Origin of the sequence: Aquibaculum sediminis, from assembly GCF_040712085.1 — a bacterium.
In the GTDB taxonomy this organism is placed as follows: domain Bacteria; phylum Pseudomonadota; class Alphaproteobacteria; order Kiloniellales; family DSM-21159; genus Aquibaculum; species Aquibaculum sediminis.
Map to the genome: position 1 here is coordinate 153394 of NZ_JBFCVK010000007.1, position 19108 is coordinate 172501.

The following is a 19108-nucleotide window of genomic DNA, read 5'->3' on the forward strand; positions in this document are numbered from 1 at the left end:
CTTGGGGTATCAAATGATGGTACAGGGATCACCCCGGGTCCGTGAGTCGAACTCGCGGTGATGCGGGCAGTCCAACCGGTCTGCTGATCCCTTCTTCAAGGTTCAGCAGACCGGAGACTATTAGAGCGGATCGCGTTTGATCTGTAACGCGCAGCGTTCAGAACAAACGCGTGAATCCGCTCTGAAGCAAAGGTGTAGAGCAGATTCACGAATCAAACTGGGTCGCTTCGCGAAGCCGATTCGACTCGATCTGCTCTAGTGGGGGCACGGCACCGCACGCGACCGCGCCCGGAAGCTCAACGCGGTGCCATGACCATGGTCATCTGGCGACCTTCCATCTTGGGGGTCTGCTCGACCTTTGCAGCCTCGCCGACCTCGTCGCGCACACGATTGAGCAGGGCCAGGCCCAGTTCCTGATGCGCCATTTCACGGCCGCGGAAGCGCATGGTGACCTTGACCTTGTCACCCTCCTCCAGAAACTTCGCCACCGACCGCATCTTCACCTGGTAGTCGTGCTGGTCGATGTTCGGGCGCATCTTGATCTCCTTGACCTCGATGACCTTCTGTTTCTTCCGGGCTTCGTTGGCCCGCTTCTGCGCCTCGTACTTGAACTTGCCGTAGTCGAGGATCTTGCACACGGGCGGGTCGGCCATGGGCGAAATCTCGACCAGGTCCAACCCGGCGTCTTCCGCGCGCAACAGCGCATCGCGCGTTGCGACAACACCCACATTCTCTCCGGTCTCGTCGATCAGCCGCACCTTCGGGATGCGGATCTGATCGTTGACGCGCGGTCCTTCGCGGGAAGGCGCGGCGTCCATTGGTGGTCTGGCTATGGAAGCATCTCCTCAAATTGCATTGACCGGCTGCGAACCCCCCAACGGCCGCGAGCGCAACCCAGCCTTCTTCGGTAAGAAATGGGTTACGCCGTGGGCCGCAGGTCGGGCGCCGCAGCTTCCGTCTCTAGTGTAATGAGCGCATCGTCGAGCGCAAGAGTCTCCTGCGCCTTACTACCAAGGCGGCGCAGGGTCACGCTACGCTGCTCCGCCTCGCGGGCGCCGACGACGGCAATCACCGGAACCTTGGCCAGGGAGTGCTCGCGGACCTTGAAGTTGATCTTCTCGTTGCGCAGATCGGTCTCGACCCGCAGCCCACGCTTGGCCATGGCTGCGGCGACCTCTTCGGCATAGGCGTCGGCCTCGTTGGTGATCGGAGAGACCACCACCTGCAGCGGCGCCAGCCAGAGCGGGAAACGGCCGGAGAAGTTCTCCACCAGGATGGCCAGGAAGCGCTCGAAGGAGCCCAGGATGGCGCGGTGCAGCATCACCGGGCGATGCTTCTCCCCGTCCTCGCCGATGTACTTCGCATCGAGGCGTTCCGGCAGCACGAAATCCACCTGCAGCGTGCCGCACTGCCAGTCGCGGCCGATGGCGTCCTGCAGCACGAACTCCAGTTTGGGACCGTAGAAGGCGCCCTCCCCCGGGTTCAGGCTGTACTCCAGCCCCGCCGCCTCGGTCGCCTCGATCAACGCCTTTTCCGCCTTGTCCCAGATGGCGTCGGCGCCGGCGCGCTTTTCCGGACGGTCGGAGAACTTCACCTTCACATCGGTGAAGCCGAAGTCGGCGTAGATGGATTTCAGCAGGTCGCAGAAGCGCTCCGTCTCCGAGACGATCTGGTCCTCGGTGCAGAAGATGTGGGCGTCGTCCTGCACGAAGGAGCGCACGCGCATCAGCCCGTGCAGCGCGCCGGAGGGCTCGTTGCGGTGGCAGGAGCCGAACTCCGCCATGCGCAGCGGCAGATCGCGGTAGGAGGTGATGCCGCGCTTGAATATCTGCACGTGCCCCGGGCAGTTCATGGGCTTCACTGCCAGGATCCGGTCCTCGCTTTCGGCGATGAACATGTGCTCGCGGAATTTCTCCCAGTGGCCCGAGGCCTCCCAGAGGGAGCGGTCGATGAGCTGCGGCGTCTTCACCTCAACATAATGGCCGGCCTCCAGGCGGCGGCGCATGTAAGACTCCACCGTGCGATAGAGCGTCCAGCCGCGCGGGTGCCAGAAGACACTGCCCACCGCCTCTTCCTGCAGATGGAAGAGATCCATTTCCCGGCCCAGGCGACGGTGGTCGCGCTTGGCGGCCTCCTCCAGGATGGTCAGGTGAGCCTTGAGACGCTTTTCGTCCTCCCAGGCCGTGCCGTAGACGCGCTGGAGCTGCTGGTTCTTGGCATCGCCGCGCCAGTAGGCGCCGGAGACCCGCAGCAGCTTGAAGGCGTGGCCCAGATTCTTGGTCGAGGGCAGGTGCGGCCCGCGGCAAAGGTCCAGCCACTCGCCCTGGCGATAGATGGAGATCACCTCTTCGCGCGGCAGTGTGGCGATGTGCTCCGCCTTGTACTTCTCGCCGATCTCGTTGAAGAAGCGGATCGCATCGTCGCGCTCCCAGACCTCACGGCTGATCGCCTCGTCCCGGTCGACGATCTCGTGCATGCGCCGCTCGATCTTCTCCAGGTCTTCCGGCGTGAAGGGTTCGTCGCGCGCAAAGTCGTAGTAGAAGCCGTCGGCCGTCGCCGGACCGAAGGTCACCTGCGTGCCGGGATAGAGCTCCTGCACCGCCTCGGCGAGCACGTGCGCTGCGTCGTGGCGCAGCAGCTCCAGGGCATCATCATGGTTGCGGGTCACGATCTCCAGGCGCGCGTCCTGCTCGATCGGGCGCGTCAAATCGCGCAGATCGCCCTCGACCTTCACCGCGAGCGCGGCCTTCGCCAGTCCGGGCCCGATGGCCTCGGCGACCTCCTGCCCCGTCACCGGCCCGTCGAAGCTCTTCACCGATCCGTCCGGCAACGTAATCGCAACCATGCCTTAGTCTTTCCTGCCTTTTGGGAACACCGTTAAGAAGCCGGATCAAAGGAGTCTTGACCGGCACTGTCAAGCAAGGGGACGCGGGGATATTCGGCGCGGCTCAGCGGCCATCCCGCCGGTCGCTCATCATCTCCCGTGCCGCCTTGGCGAGAAAGCCCGAACGATTGAAGCCGTGGCGGCTCGCATAGGCATCGATGGAGGCCAGAAGGTCCTCCGGAAAGGTGACGTTGACCCTCACGGCGCGCATACGCACCTCCGGCGCCGGTACCAGCACTGCAACGCCCTCGCGGTTCTCGGGGTCGCTCATCACCCGGTCCAGATCCGAGGGCTCCGGCACGGGATCTCCGTCAGCCGCGAGTCCTTCCAGATGCAGCGCCAGGGCCTCCTCGGCCATGGCCCGCGCCTCGGCCAGGTCCCGTCCCGCGGTGACGCAGCCGGGGAGGTCCGGGAAGGAAACGCCGAAGTCACTGTCGGCATCCTTGTGGATCAGGGCGATGTAATAGCGCATGTCGTTACCGGAGCTTCAGCCCCGCCTGTCTTTCTATGGAGCGCAGCGTGCCGAACGGCATATCCCGCTGTGGATGGGGAACTGTGACAAGTCCCTGCTTTACCGGGTGCTTGAACTGCTTGTGGCTGCCGCGTTGTCGCACCTCATACCAGCCATCCGCCTCAAGGCGCTTTATGACCTCACCGCTTCGCATGTGTATTTATATGCATAAGGTCAGTCAGTTTCAATAAGCGCCGGCTCCACCATTCGGGCGTTTGCCCTGAGACGGTCGCGAAGATGGCCCGCTTCGCCAGCAGTCACCGCCTCGTTTGCCGCCTTCACCACCTGGGCGAGGGCCACCTCTTCCCGATCGAGCTTGCCATGATCGCAGAACCAGCGGGAGACGTCCGCCCAGTCCCAGAGCGGACTTGCGGCGGTGACGCGCGCCACCGGCGGCGGGAAGCCGCTCGCGCGCTGTCCCTTTGCATAGAGCGACAAGGCGGCACGCGTCAGGCCCGCACGCGACGCCATGTCCGTCAGGCTGACCAAGGGGTCGGGCTCCACGCGTTCAACCGTAGCACCCGCCTTCATTACGTCCTCGATGGCGGAAACGACGGCGTCCTCCGGCGAGCCTGCCTCCCGCGCAAAGTCGGCTATGATGCGACCGCGCTGAAAGGAGATGGTCGCGTCATCGCAGCCAGCGCGGTAGAAGCGCGCCTCGAGATCCTCATCCTGTGGGTCCAGCCCGGAAGCAACGATGGCGAGTTCATAGGTTCTCATCTTCGAACTCCCGCCCATGCGGGCATCTGTCCACCGCGCGACGGATCTGCCGGGCGTGGCTGCCGGGGTTGCGCGGCGTGCTGTTGACCCCGATCTGGCATCCTTCCCGATCCGCAAGAGGGCAGAACAAGCGCCCCCAATGCCCCAGCGGGCGCCAGCCCCATCCCAGCGCCTCGGCGTAGGCCACAGCCTCCTCCACCTCCTTATGCGGATGTCGAGGCCTGGCCATTGGGTGCGCTCAGTATGCGGCGATCGTTAACAGACGTCAACAACGTGCAACCTTCCTTGCCAGAGCAAAAGAGTAAACTAGTTTACCGTGCATTCTTTGCGCGATTTTCCCACCTCATATCCCCAACCCCGTCATCGCGAGGAGGCGAAGCCGACGCGGCGATCCAGGGCCACAGGTCAGCCGCCCTGGACTGCCGCGCTCCGCTGCGGTCGCTCGCAGTGCTGGGTGGAGAGACAGCGAGGGACGGCGTCGTAACCGCGCAGGAAACGCACAGCCGGTTTCACTCCCGCCGCGCGCGGATTAGACTGGGGCAAAATAGACGAGGAAACCCGGCATGACCGGCTATCAGGAGACACTGGCCCGCCGCATCGACCAGGCGCGCGGCGCCACCGCGGCCGATCTGGTGATCAAGGGCGGGCGCTATCTGGACGTGGCGCGCGGGGTGCTGGAGTCCGGTGACGTGGCAGTCTGCGGCGACACCATCGTCGGCGTCGGGCCCGACTACCGCGGCACCCGCGAGATCGACGCGCGCGGCCGGATCGTGGTGCCCGGCTTCATCGACACCCACGTCCACGTCGAAAGCTCGATGGTGACGCCGGTGGAGTTCGGCCGCTGTGTGCTGCCGCGCGGGACTACGACGGCGATCTGCGACCCGCACGAGATCAGCAACGTTTTGGGCGCGGAAGGGCTGGAGTACTTCCTGCAGGTCTCGGGCCGCATCCCCCTCGACCTTTTCGTGCAGCTTTCGAGCTGCGTGCCGGCAACGCACCTGGAGACCAGCGGCGCGGCCCTGTCGGCGCAGGAGCTGGCGCACTGGCGCGACCATCCGCGCAGCCTGGGCCTGGCCGAGATGATGAACTTCCCCGGCCTGCTGGCGAAGGACCCGGGCGTGCTGGACAAGCTGGCCGCCTTCGAGGGACGGCACATCGACGGCCACGCCCCCATGGTCGGCGGGCGCGACCTCTGCGCCTATGCCGCCTGCGGCATCCGCAACTGCCACGAAAGCAGCAGTTTGGCCGAGGCCGAGGAGAAGCTGTCGCGCGGGCTGCAGGTGCTGCTGCGCGAAGGCAGCGTCGCCAAAAACCTCGACACCCTGATCCCGCTCCTGACCGAGCGCACCTGGCCCTTCCTCGCCTTTTGCACCGACGACCGCAACCCGTTGGACATCGAGCGCGAGGGTCACCTGGACTACCTCATCCGCCGCGCCATTGCCCTGGGCGCACCGGCGCTCGACGTCTACCGCTGTGTCTCCTGGGCCGCGGCGCGCCACTTCGGGCTGGCCGACCGCGGCATGGTGGCGCCGGGCCAGCGCGCCGACCTGGTGCTGCTGGACGACCTGGAGACCTGCGCGGTCAGCCAGGTGGTCGCCGCCGGCCGCCCGGTGGACGAGGCCCTGCTGGCCCAGGACCCGGGCATCGCGCCCGTGGGCTACAACTCCATGAAGCTCGCGCCCGTGACCGCCGAAGCCTTTGACGTGCCCGTCGGCCTGCCGCAGCCGGTCATCGGCATCATTCCCCATTCGCTCGTGACTGAGCGGCTGGAGTTGTCGCTGCCGGAGCGCGGCGGCCTGCGCCTGCCCGATGTCGAGCAGGACGTGCTGCGCGTCGCCGTGGTGGAGCGCCACCGCTACAGCGGCAACATCGGCCGCGGCTTCGTGAAGGGCTTCGGCTTCCGCGAGGGCGCGCTGGCCGCCAGCGTCGGCCACGACAGTCACAACGTCACCGTGATCGGCGCCGCCACGAGCGACATGGCCGTGGCGGTCAACCGCCTGATCGAACTGGGCGGCGGCTTCGTCGCCGTGCGCGACGGAAAGGTGCTGGCCGAGCTGCCGCTTCCGGTGGCCGGCCTCATGTCCGACCGCCCCTTCGCCGAGGTGGCCGCAGCACTGAAGCCGCTGCAGGCGGCGACGCAGGCCATCGGCTGCCCCCTGCCCGACCCCTTCATCCAGATGGCCTTCCTGGCGCTGCCGGTCATCCCGCACCTCAAGATCACCGACCGCGGCCTGGTCGACGTCGACCGCTTCGAACTGATCGCAGCCTGACCCGCCTTATCGAGACGAGTGCCCCGCATGAGCGACCAAGCCAGCACCTCGGCCAGCTTCATTGAGCCAGAGTACCTCGACCGGGGCGACGGCCATCGCCTCGCCTACCGCCGCACCGCCGGGACCGGCACCGGCATCGTCTTCCTCGGCGGCTTCAAGTCGGACATGACCGGCTCCAAGGCCCTGGCGCTGGAGGACTGGGCCAAGGCCCGCGGCCGCGCCTTCCTGCGCTTCGACTACCTGGGCCACGGGGAATCCTCCGGCGACTTCGAGGATGGGACCATCGGCCGCTGGGCCGCCGACGCCATCGCCGCGCTCGACGCCCTGACCGAGGGGCCGCAGATCCTCGTCGGCTCCTCCATGGGCGGCTGGATCATGCTGCTGGCGGCGCTGGCCCGGCCGGAGCGCGTGGCGGCCCTGGTCGGCATCGCCTCCGCCCCCGACTTCACCGAAGACCTGATGTGGGCCGAGTTCTCGGAAGAACAGCGCGAACAGCTCTTGCGCGACGGCCGCCTGCCCCTGCCCTCGCCCTACGCCGAGGAGCCGACGGTGGTGACCCGCCGCCTGGTCGAGGAGGGCCGCGACCACCTGCTGCTGCGCAATGCCATCCCCCTCACCTGCCCCTTACGCACCCTCCAGGGCCGCCGCGACCTTGACGTCCCCTGGCCCCACGCCCTGCGCCTGGAAGAGGCCTACGCCGGCGAGGACGTGAAAACGGTCCTCATCAAGGACGGTGACCACCGGCTATCGCGGGAGGAGGATTTAAGGGTGCTGCGGGCGGTGTTGGAGGGGTTGGTGGCCGGCCTGGGCTGAAAATTCTTACCCGCGATAATAGAACATCTAGGAAAACCCCTGTAAAACTATCCGCAACGGTATTCCACTGCTATTCCTCACCACAATAGGTGAATCATCCCTCCTTAATTGTGAAGCTCTGAGTGCTTTTTCGTATGATGAATGGCGCTTAACAGCTTTTCCGGTCGACCTTTTCCTTTCTATCCACGCCCCATCAAATGTTTTGTCAACAAAACGAACCTTAATTGGCGGATTCTTTGCCTCTTCTCTTAATTTTTTCGCAGTATGCGATTTGATATATATTTTCTTTAGTGAATGCAGCAATAATGCGACAGACAACGCTATTAAGGCAGATACGGTGAGATTTGTTTCTAAATCCGTGGTTGTGACGTTTCCCGTTGGGTTGTGTGCTGAACTATGCCTTGTTCGAGCTAAATTTTCAAAATCATCGCCCAAATCTGTCCTATGCGCCCCTAATTCTCCAGTGATTGCTGTGAGCTTGGACCAAGGCGTATGCACTCCCAACGCCTTCAGTGCCGATGCAATGTCGTCTTTGCTAATGTTTGAGCCTTTTGGACTAAATCCATGAGCGTTAAATCTTGCAGGAAGGGTCATAGCGTTCGGCAAAAAAGATATTTCGCTCTCAAAAAATGAAAGACGATCTGCTTTTGGCATAAAACTCATTCTATTTAGAATTCCTTCTGTCGCATAAATCGTCACAAATTTTCTAAAATCTTCACTCATATCAGCATACGCAATTTTTGTTTTTGAAGCGTCCTCCATGAACGCATGAAACGCCCCTTGTAAATACTTTTCTAATAAGGCAAAAGATGATACAGATAGTCCGTGCCGCAGAATTCGAGCACTTGTATTATGCTTCGACGAACCCAATGACGCGTCAACCAGAATCTCCTCTGCTGTAACGCCTTTTATAGATTCAAGGATATCAAAGAACTCCGCGTTCATCATTAATTAACTTCACTCAGAAGCGTTTCGTATGTTTTTGTAACTCTATACCTAATGCGCGCAGGCGTATTAGTGCCCGTGCGAACAGATTTATCAAACTCTTTATCACTAAAAAGCTGTCTCGTTTTCTCGACGATATGCTTACGCCTTGAGCATACAGATATAAACTCTTTTTCTTCTAATCTCCATGATGCTAGCATTTGCGCATCGTATAGGCCGGCAAGAAGTTGGTCTCTCCATCCCAAGCCATCAGGTCTTTGAAACGCCCTCTCGCCCCAAATTTCTTCAACGCGTGCGATCGCAATATTAAAACTATTAGAGATATTGAATGCACTTTTTTTATCAGTATTTTCATGCTTCAACATAAAAGTATCCATCTGTCGGATTAGACTTCCTCGGAAATGAGCTAGATCAACTGACAGAGCCAAAAATCTCAATACAAACTCCGCATCCTGCATTTGGCGGTATGATTGCGACTTTTCGGACGTAATTTTTAACTGCTTACGTAGAAACGTATTCTTTGCACATTCATATATGGCATCATTCATCGCACCGCGAAAAGCAACATTTCTAATTTCTTGTTGATTAAGGCTTTCTCCACCTCTATTTAACCTAAGAAACACCTCGTACTTAAGATGTTCATTGGTTTGCTTAAGAAGTGTCACCACCCTCAGAAAAGGCCTGAGCCGCAGTGCATTATAAATTTCTGATGGCATATCATTAAAATACTTACCCTCGGCTTGAACTAGGCTTTCAAGTCCCCGTAGCGCAATTCTTCCGCTCATAAAATCCGCTATAGCTTTTAGTCGTTGCTTTCCATCAATTGCAGTATACTTCCCATCATCTTCTTCAGATAGGTATATTGGCGGAACTGGAACATTTAGTAGGAAACTCTCTATAAGTGCTGATTGATCTTCCTGTTTCCATCGCTCGCGCCTCTGAAAGCCTGGCGACAGGTCAATAGAACCCTCTTCGACCATATTTGCCAACGTCCCCAGTGGCAGATCTGCAGTTTGTATAACTAGCTTAGATTGCGCTCTGTTAAAATTTTCCGCTAGCGATGCACTTTCCTTCATTGCGTTCTCCGCTTTTCATGGCCAAGGGTAATTTGTTACTTTATGCAACGTGATGTGCAAACACTTAGATGCATTGCTAAATCTCTACTGCTTTTATGAGCATCGACTATAAAATCGGGCCTACAACCAATGTATTTACCTAGTGAACTCAAAGGGTGTCGCGAGTGCTTTACGCTACCGGGGATCGGCGCGCGGGCGCAACCATAAAGTGCCAGGAATCTTGTCTGCTACGCTTTAGTTCCCGAACTCCTTCACTTAAATCAGCTACCCGTCATCCCGGCGTTGGGGAGGGAGTAGAGCCACGAGCAAGCCGTTGTTCAAAGCAGCTCGAACAAGCGCTTCTACGCCATCCACCAACGCCCGGGAGGCCCACTCCTAATCAGGGCACCCCGGCCCTTCCTGCCGTCGGCTGCTCAATGAGAAGCCGCGTTCGATGTCCTGCTGCACGGCGGCGTATTCATCCATGGTGAGCATCACACCGGCGATGGGCAGGGGATAGGGCCACATGAGGGAGAGCAGCAGGTCGTGGCGCAGGATGCCCTCCCCAACCTCACCGTTGCCTTCGCTGACCGACTTGTTCCAGCCGTTCAGGCCGCTCAGGTCCAGGCGGAAGCCCTCGATGCCTTCTTCGTAGCGACCGATGGGGTCGGGCGCGCAGGCCCAGTCGGTGGGATTGTGGCGCAGGGACAGGGTGTGGGCGATCTCGTGCAGCAGAGCCTGCGCCAGGGTGTCGTCGGTGACGCTGTCGTGGACGAAGCCGGAGGGCGGGTTTACCCCATTGGCCCCAGCGGTGCGCGGCTTGCACTCCCGCGCACCCAGCACCGTTCAACCCACCGCATCACTGGCCCATGATCTGGTCCAACACCGCCGCCACAATCGCCTCCGGCCGGTCCTCCTGCACCAGATGGCCGGCGCCGGGCACAGGCACGCAGGGGCGGTCGGAGATCAGTGCCGCCAGGGCCTCGCCCTGCGTGTAGGGGATCCACTGGTCCTCCTCGCCCCAAAGCACGGTAACGGGACAGTCGAGGGGGCCGTAGAGGCCCTGCACCTCGTCGGTAAACTTCTGGTCCATCTGCGCGATCTGGCGATAGAAGGCCGGCTGTCCCACGGAGCCGAGCCAGGGGGCGCTGTAAACCTTGAGCGCCTCGGCGGAGAGCGGTTGGTGGGCCGCGGTCTGGAGATAGGCGGCGAGCAGCGCGCGGTGCATATAGTCGGGCATGCCGGCAAAGGCGGCCTCGTGTTGGCGCACATGCTGGACGAAGGGCGAGCCCCAGGGCGCCAGCGCCACGGCGTCGAAGATGGTGAGCGAAGCATAGCGCAGGCCGTCGAGGTACCAGGCCCTGAGCGCCGTGGCGCCACCGAAATCGTGCGCCAACACGTCGGGTCGCTCCAGCCCCCACTCCCGGAAAAGCCCGACCAGCACCCGGTTCTGCACGCCGAGCGACACGTCCTGGCCCTCGCGCATCTCGGACTGCCCATAGCCGACTAGGTCGAAGTAGTAGATGCTGCGGCGCCCCGCGGGCTGCGGAACGATCCGCCGCCAGACCTGGGAGGAGAAGGGCGTGCCGTGGATGGCGACCAGCGGCGGCCCCTCGCCCAGCTTCCCCCAGCGCACAGCGTTGCCCTCGACGGTCATGACGTTCGGTAGATCCAGCATGGCGCATCTCATATTGTTATTTCGCTAAGTGACTATATGATTGTCGGCATGGACAGGGCAATACAGATGAAGGCCATGGCCAGCGAAGTGCGGATGGCAATCCTGCGCCTGCTGGCGGAGCCGGAACGGCACTTCGGGCAGCAGTGGTCGGCGGACGCAGTGGCGTTCGGCGTCTGCATGAGCCTGATCGCCGAGGCCCTGGGCATCGCCCAGCCCACGGCCAGCCGGCACCTGGACATCCTGAAGCAGGCCGGTTTCATCACCGTGCGCCGGCAGGGCAAGTGGTCCTACTGCCAACGCGACGAGGCGGCGATCCGCGACTATCTGGCCTGGCTGGAAAGGGAACTTACCGCCGCAAGCTAGAGCGCGCGCAGCAGCGCCTGCAGCCCTTCGCGGTAGGTGGGATAGGCCAGCGTCACCCCCAGCACGTCCTTAATGCGGCGGTTGGAGACGCGGCGGCACTCGGCGTAGAAGCTGCGGGCCATGGGGCTGAGTTCGGCGCTCTCGAAGGCTTCGACCGGCGGAGGCGGCCGTTGTAGCAGTTCCGCTGCGTATGCCACCACCTCGGCGGTGCTGGCAGGGAGGTCGTCGGCCAGGTTGAAGATCCCGCCCTTCTCCGGCTGCGCCATCGCAGCGGCCAGGACAGTCACCAGGTCGTCGACATGGATGCGGCTGAAGACCTGGCCCGGTTTGACAATGCGCCGCGCCGTTCCGGCCTGCAGCGCCTCCAGGGCGTTACGTCCAGGGCCGTAGATGCCGGCGATGCGAAAGACAGCGCAGGTGGCACCCAATTCCTGTGCCAGAGCCTCCCACCCCGCTTCCGCCCCGATGCGGTGACTCGCACGGGCGCTGCCCGGCGCCGGCGGCGCGGTCTCATCGACCCAGGAACCCTGGCGATCGCCATAGACCCCGGTGGTGGAGAGATAACCCAACCAGCGCGTGCCGCCGTCTCGGTCCAACGTCCGGTGCAGCAGCGGCAGGACCATGTCGCTGCCCTCCTGCGGCGGGATGGAGGAAAGGATGCAGGCGGCCCCCGTGAGCTCCGGCAGCGCCGCCTCGGCGAGTGTGCCGTCCGCGAAGCGATGGGCCTGGATGCCGCGCGCGCGCAGCCGGCGCACGCCCTCCTCACTGCTCACGGTCCCGGCCACCCGCCAGCCCTGCCCCTGCAGGCGCTCCGCGAGGCGGCTCCCCGTATAGCCGAGGCCGAAGATGAAGGCCGAATGCACCCTGCTGTCACTCATGGCCGGTCCGAGATGAAAAAAGTAGCGTCTAGCCCTTGCCGTAAAGTTCCTTCGCCCGCCCCTCGAAGGCGCCCACCATGCGGCGGACGGCCTCGTTGAAGAGCGGCTGCATCACCTTCTGCAGCAGGCGGGAGCGGAACTCGAAATCGACGTAGAAATCCAGCAGGCAGCCCTTTTCGTCGGGCAGGAAGAGCCAGTGGTTGTTCAGGTACTTGAAGGGGCCGTCGATGTAGCTGACGTCGATGCGCAGATGCTCTTCGGCCTCGTCGTGCAGCACCACGCGGCTGGTGAAACGCTCGCGCACCATCTTGAAGCCGACCGCCAGATCGGCGGTGACCGTATTGCCTTCGCGCCGGCGGATGCGCGACGCCAGGCACCAGGGCAGGAACTCGGGATAACGCTCAATGTCGGCCACGAGATCGAAGAGTTCGCGCGGCTGGTACGGCATGCGCCGCTTTTCGGCATGGGTTGGCATAGGGGTGTGACTTCAGCCTGCAGCGGCGAGCTTGGCCTCACGCGCGGCGCGCAGGCGCTCGAAATCCTCGCCGGCGTGATAGGAACTGCGCGTGAGCGGCGAGGCGGACACCATGAGGAAGCCCTTGCCATAGGCGCGGCGCTCATACTCCTTGAACTCATCCGGCGTGATGAAGCGGTCGATCGCGTGATGCTTGGCCGTGGGCTGCAGGTACTGGCCGATGGTCATGAAGTCCACATCGGCCGAGCGCAGATCGTCCATGAGCTGCAGCACTTCCTCGCGGCTTTCACCCAGCCCGACCATGATGCCCGACTTGGTGAAGATCGAGGGATCCATCTCCTTCACCCGGTCCAGCAGGCGCAACGAGGCAAAGTAGCGCGCCCCGGGCCGCACCGTGGGATAGAGCCGCGGCACGGTTTCCAGATTGTGGTTGAAGACGTCGGGCCGCGCCGCGACCACCACCTCAAGCGCGCCGTCCTTGCGCAGGAAGTCGGGGGTCAGGATCTCGATGGTCGTGGCCGGCGAGGCTTCGCGGATCGCCCGGATGGTCTGGGCGAAATGCTCGGCGCCGCCGTCTGCCAGGTCGTCGCGGTCCACCGAGGTGACCACCACGTGCTCCAGCGCCAGCTTGCGCACCGCCTGGCCGACGTTGGTCGGCTCGAAGGGGTCCAGCGCATTGGGCCGGCCGGTGGAGATGTTGCAGAAGCTGCAGGCCCGGGTGCAGATCTCGCCCATGATCATCATGGTGGCGTGCTTCTTGGCCCAGCACTCCCCGATATTCGGGCAGGCGGCCTCCTCGCAGACCGTGGCCAGCTTATGCTCGCGCACGATCTCCCGGGTCTCGTTGTAGGCGCGGGAAACCGGCGCCTTGACGCGCAGCCACTCGGGCTTGCGGCGCTGCACGGGATTGTCCGGCTTGTGCGCCTTTTCGGGATGACGCAGCCGGGGCTTTGCTTCGATATCTGCCATGGCTCTAGAAGTGGATGGCCCGCCCGTAGGCGTCAAGCACGCTCTCATGCATCATTTCCGAGAGCGTGGGGTGCGGGAAGACGCTGTGCATCAATTCAGCCTCGGTCGTCTCCAGGTTCATGGCAACCACATAGCCCTGGATCAGCTCCGTCACCTCGGCGCCCACCATGTGCGCGCCCAGGAGCTGGCCGGTCTTGGCATCGAAGATGGTCTTGACCAGCCCGTCCGCATCGCCAAGCGCAATGGCCTTGCCGTTGCCGATGAAGGGGAAGCGTCCGACCTTGACCTCGCGGCCGGCCTCCTTGGCCTGCTTCTCGGTCATGCCCACCGAGGCGACCTGCGGATGGCAGTAGGTGCAGCCGGGGATCAGGTTCTTGTCGAGCGGATGCACTTCCTTGCCGGCGATGGCTTCGACGCAGACCACGCCCTCGTGGCTCGCCTTGTGCGCCAGCATCGGCGCGCCGGCCACGTCACCGATGGCATAGACGCCCGGCTCGGCGGTGCGTCCCAGGCCGTCGGCCACGATGATGCCGCGCTCCACCTTCACCTTGGTGCTTTCCAGGTTCAGGCCTTCCACATTGCCGACCACGCCGACGGCGGAGATCACCTTCTCCACCTCGATGGTCTGGCTCTTGCCCTTCTCGGCCTCCACCGTGCAAGTGACCTTGTTCTTGCCCTTGTCGAGCTTGGTCACCTTGGCGGAGGTCAGGATCTTGATGCCCTGCTTTTCCAGGCGCTTGCGGGCGTGGGCCGCGATCTCCTCGTCCTCCACCGGCAGGATCTGCGGCAGCACCTCGACCACCGTCACCTCGGCGCCCAGGCTGCGGTAGAAGCTGGCGAACTCTATGCCGATGGCCCCGGACCCCACCACCAGCAGGGATTTGGGCATGCTTTCGGGCACCATGGCCTCGAAGTATGTCCAGACCTGCTTCTTGTCCGGCTCCAGGCCGGGCAACTCGCGAGGGCGTGCGCCGGTGGCCAGCACGATGTGCTTGGCCTGATAGCCGGCCTCCTTGCCGTCCTTGCCCTTCACCTTGATCTTGCCCGCCCCGTCGAGACGGCCCTCGCCTTCGATCACTGCGACCTTGTTCTTCTTGAGCAGGTGGCCGACGCCCGCGTTGAGCTGCTTGGAGACGTTACGCGAGCGCTTCACCACCTTGGCGATGTCGAAGCCAACCTTCTCGGCCGAGAGGCCGAAATCGCCTGCGTGCTGCATGTGGGTGTAGACTTCGGCACTGCGCAGCAATGCCTTGGTCGGGATGCAGCCCCAGTTGAGGCAGATGCCCCCCAGGTGCTCGCGCTCCACCACCGCGGCCTTCATGCCGAGTTGTGCGGCACGGATCGCGGCCACGTAGCCGCCGGGGCCGCTGCCGATCACCACCAGGTCGAAACTTGTGTCTGCCATCGTCGACTCCCCTCGCGCTCAGAGCAGCATGCTGAGCGGATCTTCGATCAGCTTCTTGAAGGCGGCGAGGAACTCCGCGCCCACCGCACCGTCGACCACGCGATGGTCGACCGAGAGCGTGCAGCTCATCACCGTGGCGATGGCCAGCGCGCCCTCCTTGACCACGGCGCGCTGCTCGCCGGCGCCGATGGCCAGGATGCAGCCCTGCGGCGGATTGATGATGGCGTCGAACTGCTTAACCCCGAACATGCCCAGGTTCGACACCGAGAAGGTGCCGCCCTGATACTCTTCGGGCTTCAGCTTGTTCTCGCGCGCCCGGCCGGCCAGGTCCTTCATCTCACGGGCGATGGTGGCCAGCCCTTTGCCCTCCGCCTGCTTGACGATGGGGGTGATCAAGCCGTTCGGCGTCGCCACGGCCACCGAGATGTCCGCATGCTCGTAGAACAGCATGCCGCCTTCGTCATAGGAGGCATTGGCCGCCGGCACCTGCTTCAGGGCCAGCGCCGCCGCGCGGATGACGAAATCGTTGACCGAGATCTTGGTCTCGCCATCGGTGCGCTCATTGAGCTGCTTGCGCGTGGCCAGCAGCGTGTCGAGCTCGCAGTCGACCGTCAGGTAGAAGTGCGGCACCTGCTGCTTGGACTCGCTGAGCCGCTTGGCGATGGTGCGGCGCATGCCGCTGAGCGGCTCCTGGGTGTGAGCCATGCCCAGCATGTCGGCCAGCTGCTTGGCACCGGGGCCGGCAGGAGTTGGCGCGGCCGGGGCAGCCGCTGCCTGCGGTGCGCTGGGTGCAGCGGCGGCTTCCGGCTGCTTCTCGCCCCCGGAAAGCGCTGCATCGATGTCGGCCTTGACGATCCGCCCCTTGGGGCCGCTGCCTTTCAGGCTCGCCAGGTCGAGACCGGCCTGTTCGGCCATGCGCCGTGCCAGCGGGCTGGCGAAGATGCGCTCGCCGTCCGCGCCCTTGGGCGCCGGCGGGGCCGCGGGCTGGGAGGCCGGCTGGGCCGCGCCACTCTTCTCGGCCGCGGCCGCCTTCTCGTCGGAAGAAGCGCTCTCCTGCGCCTCTCCAGAGTCCTTCGGTGCGGGCTTCTCGTTCGATGCGTCGGACTTGGCCTCTGGCTGCTTCTTACCGCCCGCCGACTTGAGGGCGCTCTCGTCCTCGCCTTCCTCCAGCAGGACGGCGATGGCCTGGTTCACAGGCACGCCCTCCGTGCCTTCCTCCACCAGGATCTTGCCCAGGCGGCCCTCGTCGACCGCCTCGACCTCCATGGTCGCCTTGTCGGTCTCGATCTCGGCGATGATGTCACCGGCCGCGACCTCGTCACCTTCCTGCTTGTGCCACTTCGCCAACTTGCCCTCCGTCATTGTGGGCGAAAGCGCGGGCATCAGCACCTCAATCGTCATGGTCTTGGTTCCCCGAATTCAGCGGTAGCAGACCGCGCGCGCGGCCTCGACAACGGCGTCGGACTGCGGCAAGGCGAGTTTCTCGAGATTGGCGGCATAGGGCAGCGGCACGTCGACACCTGTGACCCGGCGCAGTGGCGCATCCAGCCAGTCGAACGCAGCTTCCATCATCACCGCTGCGATTTCAGAACCGATGCCGGCCACGGGCCAGCCCTCTTCCACGGACACGATGCGGTTGGTCTTCTTGACCGATTCCACGACAGTGGCCGTATCCAGGGGCCGCAGGCTGCGCAGGTCGATCACCTCGGCCTCGATGCCCTCCTCGGCCAGCGCCTCGGCGGCCTCCAGGGCCTTCCCGACCATGATGGAGAAGGCGACGATGGTCACGTCGCTGCCCGAACGCACGACCTTGGCCTTGCCAATCGGCACCAGCCAGTCCTCGCTCTCCGGCACCTCAAAGGATTGGCCGTAGAGCATCTCGTTCTCGAGGAAGACCACGGGATTGGGGTCGCGGATGGCGGACTTCAGCAAGCCCTTCGCATCGGCCGCCGACCAGGGCGACACCACCTTCAATCCCGGTACATGGGCATACCAACTGGCATAGCACTGCGAATGCTGGGCCGCGACACGCGAGGCGGCGCCGTTGGGGCCGCGGAAGACGATGGGGTTCTCGATCTGCCCACCGGACATATACAGCGTCTTGCCGGAAGAGTTGATGATCTGGTCCATGGCCTGCATGGCGAAGTTGAAGGTCATGAACTCGACCACGGGGCGCAGGCCGTACATGGCGGCGCCGGCCGCCAGGCCCGTGAAGCCATGCTCGGTGATCGGTGTGTCGATGATCCGCTTCGCCCCGAACTCCTTGAGCAGGCCCTGGGTGACCTTGTAGGCGCCCTCGTATTCGGCGACCTCCTCGCCCATGACGAAGACCCGCTCGTCACGGCGCAGCTCCTCGGCCATGGCATCGCGCAGGGCCTCGCGCACCGTCTGCTTCTTGGTGGGGCCGTCCCACTCGGGCTCCGGTTCCGGTGCGGCGGCAGCCGGCTCGGGCTTTTCGGCCGGTGCCTCGGACTTGGCCTCCGCGGGTGGCGCTTCGCTTTCCTGGGGCGCCGCCTTGGCACCCTCGCCCTTACCTGCGCCTTCCAGGGCTGAGCTGTCCTCGCCCTCTTCGAGCAGGAGCGCGATCACGCTGTTCACCGCGACAGCGTCCGTGCCTTCCGGAACCACGATCTTGCCCAGCGTGCCCTCCTCGACCGCCTCGACCTCCATGGTCGCCTTGTCGGTCTCGATCTCGGCGATCACGTCGCCGGCACTGATTTCATCACCTTCCTGTTTCATCCACTTGGCCAGCTTTCCCTCGGTCATGGTGGGGGAAAGCGCCGGCATCAGGACTTCGATCGGCATTCCATCGCTCCGCGAATGGCGAGCGCGCTGAAGATCGCGCTCCGGTCAAGGGCGTGCAGCAGGCCGGCGGTCATTCCGCTGCCTGGGTCTCGATATAGACGTCGGTGTAGAGTTCGGAGGGATCCGGCTCCGGGCTGTTCTGAGCGAACTCGGCTGCTTCGCCCACGATCTCCTTCACCCGCTTGTCGATCTGCTTCAGCTCGTCCTCATCGGCTTTCTTGTGCTTCAGCAGCGTCTCGCGCAGGCGGTCGATGGGGTCGTGCTCGCTGCGCATCTTCTGCACTTCCTCGCGCGAGCGGTACTTGGCCGGATCGGACATGGAGTGACCGCGATAGCGGTAGGTCAGCATCTCCATCACGTAGGGACCCTTGCCGGCCTTGACGTGCTCGATCACCTCGCGGCCGGCCTCGCGCACGGCCAGCACATCCATACCATCGACCTGGACACCGGGGATGCCGTAAGCCTGACCGCGATTGTAGAGCTCTGTGGACTTCGCGGAGGAGCGCTCGATGGAGGTGCCCATGCCGTACTTGTTGTTCTCGATGACGTAGACCACCGGGAGCTTCCAGAGCGAGGCCATGTTGAAGGACTCATAGACCTGTCCCTGGTTCACGGCACCGTCGCCGAGATAGGTCAGGCAGAGGCCCGGCTCCTCGTTGTACTTCATGGCAAAGGCAATACCGCTACCGATCGGCACCTGTGCGCCCACGATGCCGTGCCCCCCAAAGAACTTGGTCGCGCGGCTGAACATGTGCATCGAGCCGCCCTTGCCCTTGGAGTAGCCGCCACGGCGCCCGGTGAGCTCGGTCATGACGCCCTTTGAATCCATGCCGGTCGCCAGCATGTGGCCATGGTCGCGGTAGCTGGTCACAACGGCGTCATTCTCATCGATGCAGGACTGCAGGCCGACCACGACGGCTTCCTGCCCGATGTAGAGGTGGCAGAAACCACCGATCAGGCCCATGCCGTACATCTGCCCCGCCTTCTCCTCGAAACGGCGGATCAGCAGCATATCCTCGTAAAGCTTGAGAAGGGTGTCCTGGTCCAGGCTCTTGGCCAGATCGGCCTGCCGGGCCGTGGCGCTCTTGCTCCCCTTGGCAGTCCCACTCTTGGCGGGCCCGCTTTTGCTCGCGGCCTTAGTCGCGGCGGCGCGGCTGGATTGGGACCGACTGCGCGCGTTTTGGCGGCTGGTTGAACTGCTGCTCTTGCGCGAGCTGCGGCTGCTCTGTCCGGTACCTGTCGCCATGGGCGCCTCCCAAGGATGATGCGGCGGGCTTGGCGCGCCGCTTTCCAATCATGCTACGGGCAGCACGTTAGGAGGAAAAGATGTAATCCGC

Annotated in this window: 20 protein-coding genes; 3 read left to right on the forward strand and 17 right to left on the reverse strand. The window is 63.4% G+C overall.

What is annotated here, in order from left to right:
- Nucleotides 1-296: 296 nt before the first annotated feature.
- The 6 genes from infC to ABZ720_RS12935 form a co-directional block, all read right to left on the reverse strand.
- Complete coding sequence (infC, locus tag ABZ720_RS12910) at nt 297-818, reverse strand: translation initiation factor IF-3 (RefSeq protein WP_275823528.1); 522 nt, start codon at nt 816-818, stop codon at nt 297-299.
- A gap of 101 nt (nt 819-919) precedes the next feature.
- Nucleotides 920-2845, reverse strand: coding sequence for a threonine--tRNA ligase (gene thrS, locus ABZ720_RS12915; protein WP_366555939.1), 1926 nt, complete (start codon nt 2843-2845; stop codon nt 920-922).
- A gap of 103 nt (nt 2846-2948) precedes the next feature.
- Entirely contained in the window at nt 2949-3356 is a 408-nt protein-coding gene (locus ABZ720_RS12920) for a type II toxin-antitoxin system HicB family antitoxin (RefSeq protein WP_366555940.1), read from the reverse strand.
- A gap of 4 nt (nt 3357-3360) precedes the next feature.
- Nucleotides 3361-3549, reverse strand: coding sequence for a type II toxin-antitoxin system HicA family toxin (locus ABZ720_RS12925; protein ID WP_275823525.1), 189 nt, complete (start codon nt 3547-3549; stop codon nt 3361-3363).
- Between the two features lie 20 nt (nt 3550-3569).
- The gene (locus ABZ720_RS12930; RefSeq protein WP_366555941.1) at nt 3570-4115 is read right to left on the reverse strand and encodes a hypothetical protein; all 546 of its coding nucleotides are present in this window, start codon (nt 4113-4115) and stop codon (nt 3570-3572) included.
- Nucleotides 4102-4344 carry a hypothetical protein gene (locus ABZ720_RS12935; protein ID WP_366555942.1) on the reverse strand — a complete coding sequence of 81 codons (243 nt, stop codon included), beginning with the start codon at nt 4342-4344 and terminating at the stop codon, nt 4102-4104. The genes ABZ720_RS12930 and ABZ720_RS12935 overlap by 14 nt, the downstream gene beginning before the upstream one ends.
- A 334-nt stretch (nt 4345-4678) precedes the next feature.
- Here ABZ720_RS12935 and ade point away from each other — a divergent pair, with 334 nt between their 5' ends.
- Together ade and ABZ720_RS12945 are read left to right on the forward strand one after the other, a co-directional pair.
- Complete coding sequence (ade, locus tag ABZ720_RS12940; protein ID WP_366555943.1) at nt 4679-6385, forward strand: adenine deaminase; 1707 nt, start codon at nt 4679-4681, stop codon at nt 6383-6385.
- Between the two features lie 27 nt (nt 6386-6412).
- Entirely contained in the window at nt 6413-7198 is a 786-nt protein-coding gene (locus ABZ720_RS12945) for an alpha/beta hydrolase (protein WP_366555944.1), read from the forward strand.
- Nucleotides 7199-7225: 27 nt separating this feature from the next.
- Here ABZ720_RS12945 and ABZ720_RS12950 read toward each other — a convergent pair whose 3' ends face one another.
- The 4 genes from ABZ720_RS12950 to ABZ720_RS12965 form a co-directional block, all read right to left on the reverse strand.
- Nucleotides 7226-8146, reverse strand: coding sequence for a HEPN domain-containing protein (locus tag ABZ720_RS12950; protein WP_366555945.1), 921 nt, complete (start codon nt 8144-8146; stop codon nt 7226-7228).
- Nucleotides 8146-9219: a DUF262 domain-containing protein gene (locus ABZ720_RS12955; RefSeq protein ID WP_366555946.1), complete on the reverse strand. Its 1074-nt coding sequence runs from the start codon at nt 9217-9219 to the stop codon at nt 8146-8148. The genes ABZ720_RS12950 and ABZ720_RS12955 overlap by 1 nt, the downstream gene beginning before the upstream one ends.
- 375 nt (nt 9220-9594) lie before the next feature.
- Nucleotides 9595-10041: a zinc metalloprotease gene (locus ABZ720_RS12960; RefSeq protein WP_366555947.1), complete on the reverse strand. Its 447-nt coding sequence runs from the start codon at nt 10039-10041 to the stop codon at nt 9595-9597.
- A gap of 16 nt (nt 10042-10057) precedes the next feature.
- Nucleotides 10058-10876: an alpha/beta fold hydrolase gene (locus ABZ720_RS12965; RefSeq protein ID WP_366555948.1), complete on the reverse strand. Its 819-nt coding sequence runs from the start codon at nt 10874-10876 to the stop codon at nt 10058-10060.
- A gap of 48 nt (nt 10877-10924) precedes the next feature.
- Between ABZ720_RS12965 and ABZ720_RS12970 the strand changes: the two genes are divergently transcribed.
- Nucleotides 10925-11239 carry an ArsR/SmtB family transcription factor gene (locus tag ABZ720_RS12970; protein ID WP_366555949.1) on the forward strand — a complete coding sequence of 105 codons (315 nt, stop codon included), beginning with the start codon at nt 10925-10927 and terminating at the stop codon, nt 11237-11239.
- Here the strand turns inward: ABZ720_RS12970 and ABZ720_RS12975 are convergent.
- The 7 genes from ABZ720_RS12975 to pdhA all read right to left on the reverse strand — a co-directional run bounded on the left by ABZ720_RS12975 (nt 11236) and on the right by pdhA (nt 19017).
- Complete coding sequence (locus ABZ720_RS12975) at nt 11236-12117, reverse strand: SDR family oxidoreductase (RefSeq protein ID WP_366555950.1); 882 nt, start codon at nt 12115-12117, stop codon at nt 11236-11238. The genes ABZ720_RS12970 and ABZ720_RS12975 overlap by 4 nt on opposite strands.
- A 28-nt stretch (nt 12118-12145) precedes the next feature.
- On the reverse strand, nt 12146-12592 hold the full coding sequence (locus ABZ720_RS12980; protein WP_366555951.1) for a type II toxin-antitoxin system RatA family toxin: 447 nt from the start codon (nt 12590-12592) through the stop codon (nt 12146-12148).
- A gap of 12 nt (nt 12593-12604) precedes the next feature.
- Nucleotides 12605-13561, reverse strand: coding sequence for a lipoyl synthase (gene lipA / locus ABZ720_RS12985; RefSeq protein ID WP_366555952.1), 957 nt, complete (start codon nt 13559-13561; stop codon nt 12605-12607).
- A gap of 4 nt (nt 13562-13565) precedes the next feature.
- Nucleotides 13566-14966 carry a dihydrolipoyl dehydrogenase gene (gene lpdA, locus ABZ720_RS12990; RefSeq protein WP_366555953.1) on the reverse strand — a complete coding sequence of 467 codons (1401 nt, stop codon included), beginning with the start codon at nt 14964-14966 and terminating at the stop codon, nt 13566-13568.
- 18 nt (nt 14967-14984) lie between these two features.
- Nucleotides 14985-16367 (reverse strand): pyruvate dehydrogenase complex dihydrolipoamide acetyltransferase, encoded by a 1383-nt coding sequence (locus tag ABZ720_RS12995; protein ID WP_366555954.1) that lies wholly within the window; start codon nt 16365-16367, stop codon nt 14985-14987.
- Nucleotides 16368-16385: 18 nt separating this feature from the next.
- Nucleotides 16386-17771 carry a pyruvate dehydrogenase complex E1 component subunit beta gene (locus tag ABZ720_RS13000; RefSeq protein ID WP_366555955.1) on the reverse strand — a complete coding sequence of 462 codons (1386 nt, stop codon included), beginning with the start codon at nt 17769-17771 and terminating at the stop codon, nt 16386-16388.
- 70 nt (nt 17772-17841) lie between these two features.
- A complete protein-coding gene (gene pdhA / locus ABZ720_RS13005) occupies nt 17842-19017 on the reverse strand; it encodes a pyruvate dehydrogenase (acetyl-transferring) E1 component subunit alpha (protein ID WP_366555956.1) in 1176 nt (391 codons plus the stop codon).
- Nucleotides 19018-19108: the final 91 nt, after the last annotated feature.